The organism is Pseudomonas sp. MYb13 (genome assembly GCF_002980075.1).
In the GTDB taxonomy this organism is placed as follows: domain Bacteria; phylum Pseudomonadota; class Gammaproteobacteria; order Pseudomonadales; family Pseudomonadaceae; genus Aquipseudomonas; species Aquipseudomonas lurida.
Window position 1 is genome coordinate 63,152 of record NZ_PCQI01000011.1, and the last position, 14,364, is coordinate 77,515.

Annotated in this window: 11 protein-coding genes and 2 riboswitches; of the genes, 6 read left to right on the top strand and 5 right to left on the bottom strand. The window is 63.4% G+C overall.

Features of this window, described 5'->3' with window-relative positions; all coding sequences use genetic code 11:
- The first annotated feature begins 103 nt into the window (after positions 1–103).
- The gene (locus CQ002_RS19260; protein ID WP_034104565.1) at positions 104–2,395 is read left to right on the top strand and encodes a fatty acid cis/trans isomerase; all 2,292 of its coding nucleotides are present in this window, start codon (positions 104–106) and stop codon (positions 2,393–2,395) included.
- Positions 2,396–3,123: 728 nt separating this feature from the next.
- Positions 3,124–3,708, top strand: coding sequence for a Fe-S biogenesis protein NfuA (gene nfuA, locus CQ002_RS19270; RefSeq protein WP_003173594.1), 585 nt, complete (start codon positions 3,124–3,126; stop codon positions 3,706–3,708).
- Positions 3,709–3,952: 244 nt separating this feature from the next.
- Here nfuA and cobM read toward each other — a convergent pair whose 3' ends face one another.
- The 4 genes from cobM to CQ002_RS19290 form a co-directional block, all read right to left on the bottom strand.
- A complete protein-coding gene (cobM, locus tag CQ002_RS19275; protein ID WP_034104569.1) occupies positions 3,953–4,702 on the bottom strand; it encodes a precorrin-4 C(11)-methyltransferase in 750 nt (249 codons plus the stop codon).
- Between the two features lie 69 nt (positions 4,703–4,771).
- Complete coding sequence (locus tag CQ002_RS19280; protein WP_034104572.1) at positions 4,772–5,164, bottom strand: cobalamin biosynthesis protein; 393 nt, start codon at positions 5,162–5,164, stop codon at positions 4,772–4,774.
- Complete coding sequence (locus tag CQ002_RS19285) at positions 5,161–5,865, bottom strand: CbtA family protein (protein WP_105162069.1); 705 nt, start codon at positions 5,863–5,865, stop codon at positions 5,161–5,163. The genes CQ002_RS19280 and CQ002_RS19285 overlap by 4 nt, the downstream gene beginning before the upstream one ends.
- 11 nt (positions 5,866–5,876) lie before the next feature.
- Positions 5,877–6,065 (bottom strand): CbtB-domain containing protein, encoded by a 189-nt coding sequence (locus CQ002_RS19290; protein ID WP_034104576.1) that lies wholly within the window; start codon positions 6,063–6,065, stop codon positions 5,877–5,879.
- A 95-nt stretch (positions 6,066–6,160) separates the two neighbouring features.
- Positions 6,161–6,368: riboswitch (cobalamin riboswitch) on the bottom strand.
- Between the two features lie 126 nt (positions 6,369–6,494).
- Positions 6,495–6,694: riboswitch (cobalamin riboswitch) on the top strand.
- 92 nt (positions 6,695–6,786) lie between these two features.
- Between CQ002_RS19290 and cobW the strand changes: the two genes are divergently transcribed.
- Genes cobW through CQ002_RS19310 form a run of 4 tightly spaced genes read left to right on the top strand, consistent with a single transcriptional unit; the run spans position 6,787 to position 13,267 of the window.
- Entirely contained in the window at positions 6,787–7,848 is a 1,062-nt protein-coding gene (cobW, locus tag CQ002_RS19295) for a cobalamin biosynthesis protein CobW (protein WP_034104578.1), read from the top strand.
- Positions 7,849–7,851: 3 nt separating this feature from the next.
- Positions 7,852–11,613, top strand: coding sequence for a cobaltochelatase subunit CobN (cobN, locus tag CQ002_RS19300; protein ID WP_105162070.1), 3,762 nt, complete (start codon positions 7,852–7,854; stop codon positions 11,611–11,613).
- A complete protein-coding gene (locus CQ002_RS19305; protein WP_105162071.1) occupies positions 11,613–12,611 on the top strand; it encodes an ATP-binding protein in 999 nt (332 codons plus the stop codon). The genes cobN and CQ002_RS19305 overlap by 1 nt, the downstream gene beginning before the upstream one ends.
- A 53-nt stretch (positions 12,612–12,664) precedes the next feature.
- Positions 12,665–13,267 carry a VWA domain-containing protein gene (locus tag CQ002_RS19310; RefSeq protein ID WP_105163120.1) on the top strand — a complete coding sequence of 201 codons (603 nt, stop codon included), beginning with the start codon at positions 12,665–12,667 and terminating at the stop codon, positions 13,265–13,267.
- Between the two features lie 112 nt (positions 13,268–13,379).
- Here CQ002_RS19310 and CQ002_RS19315 read toward each other — a convergent pair whose 3' ends face one another.
- Complete coding sequence (locus tag CQ002_RS19315) at positions 13,380–14,327, bottom strand: DUF1853 family protein (RefSeq protein WP_105162072.1); 948 nt, start codon at positions 14,325–14,327, stop codon at positions 13,380–13,382.
- Positions 14,328–14,364 lie beyond the last annotated feature (37 nt).

Genomic DNA, 14,364 nt, shown 5'->3' on the forward strand with positions numbered 1-14,364 from the left:
CATGTGCAGGTTTTGCATGAATATCGTTCATGTTGTAGAGGGGGGTGGCCCGGTAGAATCGCGGGAAATTTTCCAGCGCACGCATTGAATCGGGACCGGATACATGTCACTTCGCCTCATCACCAGCGCCGTCCTGGCACTGGTCGCCTGCATTGCACAGGCCGACGGACCCGCCCCGGCGATTTCGTATACCCGCGACATCCAACCCATTTTCACCGAGAAATGCGTGGCCTGCCACGCCTGCTACGACTCCGCTTGCCAGCTCAACCTGGGCAGTGCCGAAGGCGCGGCGCGCGGTGCGAGCAAAGTGCCTGTCTATGATGGCGAACGCAGCCAGGCCACGCCGACCACCCGCTTGTTCTATGACGCCTTTGGCAAGCAAGCCTGGCAGCAGAAGGGCTTCTACTCGGTGCTGGACGCCCAGGGCAGCCAGGCCGCCTTGATGGCGCGCATGCTGGAACTGGGCCATAACGCACCACTGCAACCCAACGCCAAGTTGCCGGATGACATCGTGCTGGGCCTGAACCGCGAAAATATGTGCGCCATGCCCGGCGAGTTCAATGCCTACGCGGGTGCCCATCCCAGGGAAGGCATGCCACTGGCTGTTACGGGCTTGACCGACCAGCAATACCAGACCCTGCAACGTTGGCTCGCCTCTGGCGCCCCGATTGATGAACAAGGCCTGGCGCCAAGTGCCAAGGAGGCCTTGCAAGTCCAACAGTGGGAGAACCTGTTCAATCAACCCGGCGCCCGCGAAAGCCTGGTGGCGCGCTGGTTGTTCGAGCATTTGTACCTTGCGCACATTTACTTCGAGAACGGCGAGCCAGGGCATTTCTTCCAGTGGGTGCGTTCGCGCACGCCGAGTGGGCAGCCGATCGATCTGATCGCCACGCGCCGCCCCAATGATGACCCCGGCACCCAGGTGTATTACCGCCTGTGGCCGGTGCAGGGCGTGATCGTGCATAAAACCCACATCACGTACCCGTTCAGTGCCGCAAAGATGGCGCGTATCAAGGCGCTGTTCTACGCCGGTAACTGGCAGGTCAATGCGTTGCCGGGCTACGGCCCTGGACGGCGCGCCAACCCCTTCGACACCTTCGAAGCCATCCCGGCCAAGGCGCGTTACCAGTTCATGCTGGATAACGCCGAATACTTCGTACGCACCTTTATTCGCGGGCCGGTCTGCCGTGGGCAGATCGCCACGGACGTGATCCGCGACAACTTCTGGGCCCTGTTCCAGGACCCTGACCACGACCTGTACATCACCGATGCGCGCTATCGCGGCCAGGCCACACCCTTGTTGGCCATGCCCGGGCAGAACGATGACGTCGGCAGTGTGCTCAGCCTGTGGCTGGCGTATCGCGACAAACGCAACGAATACGAGGCCCTGCGCCGCGACAGCTACGCCGACCTGCCTCCGCCGAGTTGGTCGAGCCTGTGGGCGGGCAATGACAATGCCTTGTTGAGCATCTTCCGCCATTTCGACAGCGCCTCGGTGACCAAAGGCTTGATCGGCGAAGTACCGCAGACGATGTGGCTGTTCGACTACCCGTTGCTGGAGCGCACGTATTACCAGTTGGCGGTGAATTTCGATGTGTTCGGCAATGTGTCGCACCAGGCCCAGACCCGGCTGTACTTCGACCTGATCCGCAACGGCGCCGAGCAGAACTTCCTGCGCCTGATGCCTGCCGATTCCCGCGATGGCTACATGGACGACTGGTACCAGAACAGCGGCAAGCTCAAGCTGTGGCTGGACTATGAGGCGATTGATGATGACAAGCCGACGGGCCTGCACCTGAGCGAGAACGATCCGAAGCGCGACTTTGCCAGCCAGTTGCTCAGTCGTTACGGCGATTTGAACGCCAGCCCGGATCCGATCAACCGCTGCAGCGGCGCCTATTGCTCTCGAGACGCAATAGACCCGGCCTTGCAGGAGGCGGAGCAGGCGCTCAGCCGTCTGACTTCACGCCCGGCGGCCGGGCTCAAGGTCATCGATCAACTGCCTGAAGCCACGATGTTGCGAATCGAAACGGCCGGCGGTCAGCGTGTGGTCTACAGCATGGTGCGTAACCGTGCCCACAGTAATGTGGCGTTTTTGCTGGGGGAGGCTTATCGCTACCAGCCGGGTTTGGATACGGTGACGATTTATCCCGGCGTGCTGAGCAGCTATCCGAACTTCATGTTCAATATTCCGGCGCTTGAAGTGCCTGAGTTTGTTGCGCAGATGGAGCAGGCTCACGATGCCAAACGCTTCGAGAAAATTGTTGATCGGTGGGGGGTGCGACGCAGTCATCCGCTGTTTTGGCAGTATTTCCATGACTTGTCGCAGTACATTCGTGAGACCACGCCGGTGGAAGAAGGGGTGTTGGACATGAATCGGTATGAGAATTTGTGAGGGGATGTGTGGGGGCCGGGGCATACCTGCTTTTCTGTAGGCGCTGGCTTGCCTGCGATGCAGGCGACTCGGTACAGCAGGCACAGCCAGTGGATGCCATCGCAGGCAAGCCAGCTCCCACATTTGACCGAGATCGCCGCTCAGTAACAGGTTGGTTTTGAGGCCGCCGCGCTTGGCTGGGAGATTAAGCCTATACCTGCTTTTCTGTGGGAGCTGGCTTGCCTGCGATGCAGGCGACTCGGTACATCAGGCACAGCCAGTGGATGCCATCGCAGGCAAGCCAGCTCCCACATTTGACCGAGATCGCCGCTAAGTAACAGGTTGGTTTTGAGGCCGCCGCGCTTGGCTGGGAGATTAAGCCTATGCCTGCTTTTCTGTAGGCGCTGGCTTGCCCGCGATGCAGGCGACTCGGTACATCAGGCACAGCCAGTGGATGCCATCGCAGGCAAGCCAGCTCCCACATTTGACCGAGTTCGGCAGTAAGAAACCGGTCGGTTTTACGGCCACCGCGCTCCTGCTTTTGATTTTGATCTTGGGCACACCGAGTCTAGGCGAGGTGCCGAGTGTTGGGGCAAGCGCCCTTTGGTGACTTTGGGAATACCCGCCATCACCCAAATAACGGATATGTACACCCCCTCCCAGAAATGCCTATCCCGACAAAAACACTAGGACTTTGTACCTGCGTAATATTTTGGCGTAAACTGCCGGCAAGCCTGTGAGGAGTTTCCATGACTGCCATAACCATTACCGACGCCGCCCACGATTACCTGGCTGACCTGCTGTCCAAGCAGAACACCCCAGGAATCGGCATCCGCGTCTTTATCACCCAGCCCGGCACTCAATACGCCGAGACGTGCATTGCCTACTGCAAGCCTGGGGAAGAGAAGCCTGAAGACACCGCCCTGGGGCTGAAAAGCTTCACCGCGTACATCGATGCCTTCAGCGAAGCCTTCCTCGACGACGCGGTGGTCGACTACGCCACCGACCGTATGGGCGGCCAGTTGACCATCAAGGCGCCGAACGCCAAGGTGCCCAACGTCAATGCCGACAGCCCGGTCAACGAGCGCATCAACTATTACCTGCAAACCGAGATCAACCCTGGGCTCGCCAGCCACGGTGGCCAGGTCAGCCTGATCGACGTGGTCGAGGACGGCATCGCGGTGCTCAAGTTCGGCGGTGGCTGCCAAGGCTGCGGCCAGGCGGACGTGACCCTGCGTGAAGGCATTGAGCGCACCCTGCTCGAGCGTATCCCGGAGCTCAAGGGCGTACGTGACGTGACCGACCACACGCAGAAAGAAAACGCCTACTACTGAGTAAGGCGTTCACTGCGATCAGAAAAAACGGCGCCCCGTGAGCGTCGTTTTTTTATGCTTATAATTCAGTGGCTTGCGCTATTTATCTGACGTTTAGCGTTAACTGTAGGCGTTGGCTGTTCAGCGATTGCAGTGTGCCGACTGCCGAACTGATCACACGATGCAAATATCACCGGAAAGTCAGTCCGTTTAGTGAGCTTTATCCAATATAAATCAGGATGTTATGCGTTCTTTGTGAGGTTGTTTATGACGGCCGATAAAGGTGTGCATGCCCGGCCCGGTACAGCGAAGACTCACTGAAACTGTCACTCGCCAATACCCGGCCCACCACGATCAGCGCGGTGCGCCGAAACCCTTTCGCGGTGACCTTGTCGGCAATATCACTGAGCGTGCCCACCACCCAGTCCTGATCCGGCCAGGTCGCCCGGTGCACCACGGCAATCGGGCAATCCGCGCCATAGTGCGGCAGCAATTCGGCGACGATCTTGTCCAGGTGGTTGACCCCCAGGTGAATCGCCATGGTCGTGCCATGCCGTGCCAGGCTGTCGAAGTCTTCACCGGCTGGCATGCTGGTTTTGTCGGCGTAGCGCGTCAGGATCACACTTTGGGCGATGTCGGGCAGGGTCAGTTCCGCTTCCAGCAGCGCAGCGCAAGCGGCGACTGCGGTGACGCCGGGGATGATCTGGAACGGGATGCCCAGCTCGCGCAAATGGCGGATCTGTTCGCCAATCGCGCCATACAGGCTTGGGTCACCGGAGTGTACGCGGGCCACATCCTGGCCATTTGCATGGGCAGCCTTGATCAGGTCGATGATTTGTTCCAAGTGCAGTTCGGCGCTGTTGACCACGTTCTCCGCTTGATGGCCTTCCAGCACCGCCGCAGGCACCAACGAGCCGGCATAGATGATCACCGGGCAACTGCGGATTAGCCGCTGGCCTTTGACGGTGATCAATTCCGGGTCGCCGGGGCCTGCGCCGATGAAGTAGACGGTCATGGAAAATCCTGGTGGAAAACGGGCGAGCATGAAGGATGCTCATGATCGGAAGAGGCGATTATCAGATTTTTACCCGGCGCATGCCAATGCAAAGGTGGCCTGGGCAGTCTTTTTACGGGTGATCAGCAAGCGGGCAGGGGCGTTGCCGAGCTGTTCCGCCAAGGCCAGGGCGGCGCTTTCGGCGATGCCATAACAGCCGGTATGGGCAAACACAACATCCGACTTGTGGCTCAGGCGGAGTTCAAAAACCGCCAACTGCTCGGCGCTGAAGCACTGCAACGGCAGTTCCAGCGCTTTGGCCAGTGCCAGGAGGCCTGGTTCATTCTGTTTGCGGTCGATAGTGGCCAGCGCGGTGATGCTGTCGCGCTCGATACCGCCCTCGGCGAGGGCGCTATCAAACAAGGCCAGCAGGGCGTGAAGATCACACCCTTGCTGGCACCCCAGGCCGACCACTCGTGTCATGCCGAGTATTGATCGTCGCGGTTGCGGCGGAACAACCAGGCGCTGATCAGGCCCAGGGCCAGCCAGAATGCGACGTTGGTCAGTTGCGAAGCGATTTTGAACTGCGCTTCCAGGGCTTGCGGTGCCAGCATCGAATGCACCTCTGGCTGCGGCGCGCCGATCACGTGCGGTACCGCGATAATCGCCACGCCGAGCACTTTGAGCAGCCAGTTGCGACCAAACACGATCAGTGCGATACCGGCGGCGGTAGACGCGGCGGTGCCGATCCACCAGGTCTGGCGCAGCGCCAGGTCGGCGGCGGCGGTGCCCGGCAACTCAGGCGGCAGGCCCAGGGTAGGTGCCAGCACGAACGTCGCATAACCGGCCAGGCCCCAGAGCAGGCCCTGGGCCGTGCGGGTCGGTGCGCGCAGGGTATAGAGGCCGGCCAGCATCAGCGCAAAACCGACGGCGACCACCAGGTTGCCACCTGTGGTGGACAGGACGCGCTGCCAGCCATTTTCCGGCTCCCAGTCTTCGGCATCGTGGGTGTGGGCGGCAGCACCTTCGGCATGTTGATGGGCCGCTTCAGTGGCGGCCGGGGCGTTTTCATAGGTTTCCGCCTGCAGTATCAGCGGGGCGACCCAGAAGCTTTGCAGCAAGGTCAGCAGCAGGGCGGCCAGCAGGCCGGTGAAACCGGCGGTTTGCGCAATACGCTTGATCATGTCGGCAGGTCTCAGTGGCACGGGAACGCGGCGCTGTGGCGGGTATCGTGGGCGGCGTTGTGCACCGCCTCGATGTGCGAGAAACCGGCGAAATACACCAGGCACGCACCCAGGATCGACGCGCCGATGGCGGCGGTCAGGCGTTGGCCCAGGGTAGCGGAGCTGCTGGTGGTGTGTGAGGTGCTGCTGATGATCGACATGGCGCGTCCCTTCTGGGTGTCAGGGTGAAACGAGCGCATGAAAACCCCGCGAGCCAGGCACGCAGGGTTCTGAACAGCGCCCGCCCACCGCGGGTTTGTTATCTGAATTTTCGGGCCGGTCTCCGGGCTTGCGAGGGGGCTCCTGGGGAGTCCTGAAAGCGTCGCCTTCCCATGCATTTGCACAGTGGCCGTGACACTTCGCTCGCTTACCGTTGCGGGGGCAGCACCGGACTGGTCATATCGCTATGACGCACCGGTTTCCCGTTTCACCCTGTGAAGGGCACCCGAAACAAGATGTGTAGGAGAGCATGGGCGCAGGATGGGAGTCAATTGAGTTGTTGGGTGCCTATCCGTTACCTGAATATCGGATAGGTACACGAGCGAGCCCAGCCAAGCCCAACCCATCATTGACCATCCCCCAAGCACTGCGTAGCCTTGCACCCTCGAGGTTCTTCAGCCCAGGCCGAAGCTAAGAAGGGAACGCGGTCCAAGCCGCGGCTGCCCCCGCAACTGTAAAGGGTTTATCTGACTGCCACGCCACTGCCATCCGGCGGGAAGGCGCAGCCAGCGCCGGTCGCAAGACCCGCATGCCCCAAGCCAGGAGACCTGCCTCGTAACCGATTTTCCAATTCAACCGGGCGGGGTGATCCGGTGACGAAATCCGCTGCTGCGCGCCGTCGCAGGGCCTATCGTCCCGTATGCCCGCCCCCAAGGGCATCCGATGAAAACACTGGCCAAACTTCCCGTCACCATCGTTACCGGCTTCCTCGGTTCGGGCAAAACCACCTTGTTGCGCCACATGCTCGACAACGCGCAGGGCCGCCGCATTGCGGTCATCGTCAATGAGTTCGGCGAGTTGGGCATCGACGGTGAGATCCTCAAGCAGTGCTCCATCGGTTGCACCGAAGAAGAGGCCAACGGCCGCGTGTACGAACTGGCCAACGGCTGCCTGTGCTGCACGGTGCAAGAAGAGTTTTTCCCGGTGATGCGCGAATTGGTCGCCCGTCGTGGTGACCTCGACCATATCCTCATCGAAACCTCCGGCCTGGCCCTGCCAAAACCGTTGGTACAAGCCTTTCAATGGCCAGAAATCCGCAGCGCCTGCACGGTTGACGCGGTGATCACCGTGGTCGACAGCCCGGCCGTGGCCGCTGGCACCTTCGCCGCATTCCCGGACCAGGTCGATGCCCAGCGCAAACTCGACCCGAACCTGGACCACGAATCGCCACTGCATGAGCTGTTCGCTGACCAGTTGGCCAGCGCCGACCTGGTGATCCTCAACAAGACCGACCTGATCAGCGCCGAAGACCTGGCCCGCGTGCGCCTGGAAGTCGCCGAAGAACTGCCACCCGCGGTGAAGATCGTCGAAGCCAGCAGCGGTCGCTTGCCGTTGGACGTGCTGATTGGCGTGGGTGCCGGCTCCGAAGAACATATCGACGGCCGCCACAGCCATCACGATCATCACCACGAGGGTGAAGACGACCACGACCACGATGCGTTTGACTCGATCTCCATCGACCTGCCACAAGCTGACGAAGCGCTGCTGCTCGAGGCCCTGACGCAACTGGTGGTGCAACACGGCATCCTGCGCGTCAAAGGTTTCGCTGCTATCCCGAACAAGCCGATGCGCCTGCTGATCCAGGGCGTGGGCACGCGTTTCGACAAGCATTTCGACCGTGCCTGGGGCGCCGACGAAGCGCGCGTCACGCGCTTGGTGCTGATCGGCCAGGAGCTCGATGCGGCGGGCCTTGAAGCGCAATTGCGCGCCGCGCTCAGCGTCTAACCCATGCACCTGCTCAGGACCCAGCCCGGTGGTTTCGTCTCGGACGACAACATTGCCGACCTCGGCCAGACCCCCGCTGAACTGGTGATCCTGTGCAGTGGTGATTCGAGCCTGGCGCTGCTGGCCGAAGCGGCCCAGCAGCTGCCCGACGACTACCCCAGTTTTCGCCTGGCCAACCCGATGCAGGTGCAGAACCATGCCTCCGTCGACCTGTACGTCGATGAAGTGCTGCGCCACGCCAAGGTCATCCTGATCTCGCTGCATGGCGGCATCGGTTACTGGCGCTACGGCATCGAGCGCCTGGTGGAACTGGCCGAGCGCGGCGTGCAGTTGATTCTGGTGCCGGGGGATGACCGACCGGACCCGGAGCTCAGTGGCCTGAGCACCGTTGGCGTACAAGCGCGTGATCGCCTCTGGCACTTCCTGCGCCAGGGCGGCCTGGCGAATGCGCTGAATTTCTATCGCTGCCTGGCCAGTGGTTACCTGGGCCGGGACTACGCCTGGGAAGCGCCACAAACCCTGCCGCGCACGGCGATTTATCACCCGCATCACGCCAGTGCATGCCTGCATGATTGGCAGGCCGACTGGAACGCGGACTGGCCGGTGGCGGCGGTGCTGTTCTATCGCTCCCATTTGCAGGCGGCCAATACCGGGTTTATCGATGTGTTCTGCCAGCGCTTGCAGGCTGCGGGCCTTAACCCGTTGCCCATGGCGGTGGCCAGTTTGAAAGAGCCCGGCTGCCTGGCGGTGGTCGAGGACTTGCTGGATGAGGTAGGCGCGGCGGTGATCCTCAACACCACAGGCTTTGCCCAATCCAGCCCCGAAGCGCCGCATTTACGCCCGTTTCGCCGCAATATCCCGGTGATCCAGGCCATTTGCGCCCAAGACAACCAGCCCGGCTGGGAGGCCAGTGAGCAGGGGCTCGGCCCGCGTGACCTGGCGATGCATATCGCCTTGCCCGAACTGGACGGGCGCATCATCAGCCGGCCGATCAGTTTCAAGGACCTGGCCTGGCGCAGTGAGCGCAGCCAGTCGGACGTGGTCTGCTACCGCGCCGCGCCCGAGCGCATGGATTTTGTCGCGCAGCTAGCGCGGCGTTGGGTCGAGTTGGCGCGAGTGCCCGCTGCGGACAAGCGCATTGCGCTGATCCTTGCCAACTACCCAACCCGCGACGGCCGTATCGGCAACGGCGTTGGCCTGGACACGCCCGCGGCGGCGCTGAATATCCTGCGGGCCTTGCAGGCCGAAGGCTATCCGCTGCCGGACAGCTTGCCCGAGAGCGGCACGGCGCTGATCCACGCTTTACTCGGCGGCGTCACCAACGACCTGGACGGTCTCGACCTGCGCCCGTGCCATCAAAGCCTGGCGCTGGAAAACTACGAGGCGATGTTCAAGCGCTTGCCCGAGGCCAACCGCCAGGCCGTGCTGGAACGCTGGGGCGCGCCGCACAACGACCCGATGTTCCGCGACGGTCGCCTGATGATCGCCGGCCTGCGCCTGGGCCTGACCTTTGTCGGCATCCAGCCGGCACGCGGTTATCAGGTGGATGCCAGCGCGGTGTACCACGACCCAGACCTGGTTCCGCCTCATGCTTACCTGGCGTTTTACTTCTGGTTGCGCCACACCTACGGTGCCCATGGCGTGATCCATGTGGGCAAGCACGGCAATCTGGAATGGTTGCCGGGCAAGGGCGTGGGGCTGTCGGAAAACTGCTGGCCCGACGCGCTGCTGGGGCCGCTGCCGAACATCTACCCGTTTATCGTCAACGACCCGGGCGAGGGCGCCCAAGCCAAGCGGCGCACCCAGGCAGTGATCATCGACCACCTGATGCCACCGCTGACCCGTGCCGAAACCTATGGCCCGCTGCGTGATCTGGAGCTGCTCGCGGACGAGTATTACGAAGCGCAGCTGCTGGATCCGCGCCGCGCCCTGGAGCTGCAGAAAGACATTCTCAAACTGGTGCGTGAAACCCGCATCGACCAGGAGCTCGAGCTGCAAAGCGATACAGAGGCGGCGGTGTGGCTGCCGCGCCTGGACACCTACCTGTGCGACTTGAAGGAGTCGCAGATTCGCGACGGCCTGCATATCTTCGGCGAGTCGCCGGAGGGGCGCTTGCGTATCGATACCTTGCTGGCCTTGCTGCGCATTCCGCGTGGCGACGGCCGTGGCCCGCAGTCGAGTTTACTGCGGGTGCTGGCCAAGGCGTTCGAGCTGGGCTTCGACCCGCTGGACTGCGCCCTGGCCGAACCCTGGACCGGGCGCCGGCCGCTGGTGTTGCAGACGATCGACGGCCAGTTGTGGCGCACCGCCGGCGATACCCGCGAGCGCCTCGAACTGTACGCGGCGCGCTTGATCGAGCAGGCGCTGGAAGGGCCGCTTGAACAGTTGGAAGCGCCTGGCTGGGAGGATGTGAAGGCGGTCATCGAAAGCCTGCGTATCGTGGTTGCGCCACGCCTGGACGCCTGCGGCCCGGCGGAAATGCGTGGGTTGCTGGACGCCTTGAACGGCCGTTTCGTGCCCGCGGGCCCCAGTGGTGCGCCGAGTCGCGGGCGCCTGGATGTGCTGCCGACCGGGCGCAACTTTTTCACCGTCGACGTACGCAACCTGCCCACCACCACCGCCTGGCGCATCGGCTTCCAGTCGGCCAACCTGATTCTCGAGCGGCACCTGCAGGACCATGGCGACCACCTGCGCCAGCTCGGTCTGTCGGTATGGGGCACTGCCACCATGCGCACCGGCGGTGATGATATCGCCCAGGCCATGGCACTGATGGGCGTGCGCCCGGTGTGGGCGACGGGCAGCCAGCGCGTGGATGACTTTGAAATCCTGCCGATCAGCCTGCTGGATCGTCCGCGCGTTGACGTGACGCTGCGGGTGTCCGGCTTTTTCCGTGATGCCTTCGCCAACCTGATCCGCCTGTTCGATGCGGCGGTGCAGGCTGTCGCCGCGCTGGACGAGCCGGACGATATGAACCCGCTGGCCGCCAAGGTGCGCAGCGAGCGCGAAGCGTTGCGCAACTCCGGCCTGGACGAAGAGGCCGCTGCGAAACAGGCCGGCTGGCGCATCTTTGGTGCCAAGCCCGGCGCCTATGGTGCGGGAGTGCAGGGTGCGGTCGACGGGCGCCTGTGGCAAAGCCGCGAAGACCTCGCCGAGGTCTACCTGAACTGGGGCGGCTATGCCTATGGCGGCTCCGACGAAGGCACTGCCGCCCGCGCGCAATTCGCCCAGCGCTTGAGCCAGGTGCAGGCAGTGTTGCAGAACCAGGACAACCGCGAGCACGACCTGCTCGATTCCAATGATTACTACCAGTTCCAGGGCGGCATGCTCGCCGCTGTGGAAACCCTGAGCGGCGACAAGGCTGCCAGCTATCATGGCGACCATAGCCAGCCGGACCTGCCGAAGATCCGTACCCTGAAGGAAGAGCTGAACCGGGTGATCCGTTCCCGCGCCGCCAACCCCAAGTGGATTGAGGGCGTGAAGCGCCATGGCTATAAAGGTGCGTTCGAGATGGCGGCGACCGTGGACAATCTGTTCGCCTTCGATGCCACCACCGCACTGATTGACGATCACCAATACGCGCTGTTGGCCGACGCCTATCTGCTCGACCCTGACACGCGGGCCTTCGTGCAACAACACAACCCCGATGCGCTGCGCGACATGACCGAACGCATGCTCGAAGCCCAGCAGCGTGGCATGTGGCAGGAGCCCGGAGCGTACCGCGAAGCGTTGGAAAACCTGTTGCTGGATATAGAAGAAGACAGCTGATGACTGATACCCCCCATTTCCCGCTGTCCGCCGTGGTCGGCGCCGACGACCTGAAACTGGCGCTGTGCCTGACCGCCATCGACCCAAAGATCGGCGGTGTGCTGATTGAAGGCCCGCGTGGCATGGCCAAGTCGACCTTGGCGCGTGGCTTGGCGGACCTGCTGGCCAGTGGTCAATTCGTGACCTTGCCGTTGGGTGCCACCGAAGAGCGCCTGGTCGGCACGCTGGACCTGGACGCCGCATTGGGTGAAGGTCGCGCGCAATTCTCGCCCGGCGTATTGGCCAAGGCTGACGGCGGCGTGCTGTACGTCGACGAAGTCAACCTGCTGCCCGATCACCTGGTGGACCTGCTGCTGGACGTGGCTGCCAGCGGCACCAACCTGATCGAGCGCGACGGCATTTCCCATCGGCATTCGGCGCGCTTTGTGCTGATCGGCACCATGAACCCGGAGGAGGGCGAGTTGCGTCCGCAACTGCTCGATCGCTTTGGTTTCAACGTGGCACTGAGCGGGCAGACCCTGCCGGCCGAGCGTGGGCAGATCATCCGTCGCCGCCTGGATTTCGACAGCGACCCCGTCGAGTTCTGCGCGCAATGGGCCGAGCAGCAGGCTGCATTGCGTGAACGCTGCACCCAGGCGCGGGCGCGGCTCGACGGTATCGAACTGGATGACCAGGCGCTCGCCCAGATCACCGAGCGCTGCTTTGGCGCCGGTGTCGATGGCCTGCGCGCGGACTTGGTTTGGCTGCGGGGCGCCAGGGCCCATGCCGCTTGGCGGGGGGGCAGCGCCATTGCCGAGGAAGATATCGAGGCGGTGGCCGAATTTGCCCTGCGTCATCGCCGTCAGGAGCAAGCACCGCCCGCCAGCCCGCCGAGCGAAGGGCAGTCGCCTAAACCCTCCGACACATCGCCCGGCCAGGGCCAGTGGGGCGATATGCCCGCTCCAGCCTTGCCCACGGGCGCACGCCGGGACGTGCCCACCTGGCCAAAAAAGCCCTAGGCATCCGCCCCCGGCCTGACACGGGGGCGGATGCCCGCCCCAGGCCGGGGCGACTGGACCACGGCAGGCACGGCAGGGCGCGCAGCGCGAAGCAGGGCACGGTCAACTGGACGGGCACCTTGCTGGGTGGCCGGCCACAGTCGCTCGAAGACTTGCGCTACCACCTGCGCAGTCGTACGGCCCATGAACTGTGGCTGGTGATTGTTGATGCATCGGCGTCCACTCGACGGCATCGAGCGCTCACCGACGCCAAGGGCCTGTTGGGCCAGGTGTTTGATGATGCCTATCGGCAACGGGCGCGCATGGCCTTGCTGACCGCCAGCGGACAATCGCCCAAGTGGCAGGTGCAGGGGCTCAAGGCCTCGAAAAGCCTGGCGAGCTGGCTGGAGCAGCTGGGCGCGGGCGGTGGCACGCCCTTGCTGGCGGCGCTGACCGAGGCCGGGCATTGGCTGGTGGCGCGGCGCAAGCGTTATCCGGCTGAGCAGCAGCGGCTGCTGGTGATTACCGACGGGCGACTCAAGGCTATTAGCGGTCTGCCGCTGCTGGCGTGTCCGGGGTTGCTGGTGGATATCGAGCGCGGGCCGATCCGGTTGGGGCGGGCTCGGGAATTGGCGGCGGGGTTGCAGCTGGATTATCGCCATATCGATAAGTTGTAGCGCCTGGGCGGTCGTTTTCGCAGGCAAGCCAGCTCCCACATTTGATAGGTGACGCAGGCAAAATGTGGGCGCTGGCTTGCCTGCGATGAGGCCTTCATACGCCGCCAGGCTCTCAGCCAGCGCCTGGTACATTCGGCCAGAGATCGGCCACCAGAAACAACCGCTCAGCTTCCTCCCAATCCTCGCCCACCGGCACCAACCGCACCAGCAACTGCGCTGGTGCCATCGGATCCAGCTCGGCCAGCCAGCCCTGCATCCGCGCTTCCTCCCACACTTCGTCTGCCGTGTAGTGCGCCGGTGCCAGCCACGCATGCCGGGGGAGGGGCTGCCAGCGACCGGGCGCGCTGGCGTTGACGAATCCGTGCCAATCACGCTGATGCAGCCAGCGCCCACGCAAATGCTGCGGATGGGCGCCAATGGGCGCCTGGGCTTGGCCGGGCCAGGGATACAGCAGATAGCCACCCAGCCACAAGTGCGCATCGAAGTGCTGGATATCCAGCGCCGCCAGCGCTTCACGGCTCTCAGCCCGCGCGGATATCGGCAGTTGATGCTGGGCCAGGTGGGCCAGCTTGCGGTCCAGCCGGTCATGGCAGCCCGGCCCCAGCCATTGCGCCGTGTCCTGGCCGTCACCGTCCTGCGGCCCTAGATAAAGTTTGATCGCCAACTCCAGGTGATGCACGCCATCGCGGTCGCGCAGGAGCATGTCGAGCTCGCCAAGGGTATGCCCTGCGCGGCGGATTGGCAGGTTGGCCGCCAGCAGTTCCACGCCCGGCGCGTGCTGCACCGCGAACTGCCACAAGCGTTCGTAATACAGGCCCAGGCGCCGGGTGCGGGACAGGCTCAGCCATTGCTGCAAGGGGCTGCTGTCCTGGTCGAGTTGGCGCAGCCAGCGTTCCAGCCGATGCGGCGCCTGCACCCACTCGCTGCCAGCCAGCGGGTGACGCTGTGGCCACGGCGTCTGCGCGAGCATCGGCGGGGCGAGCATCACCCACGCCAGGTCGCGCACTTCGGGGTGGCGCAGCTGGCGGGGCAGGTTGTGCAGATCCGGGAACACAGTCATGGTCCGAGCATAGCCTTTTCAGTGTCGCGCGGGTGGA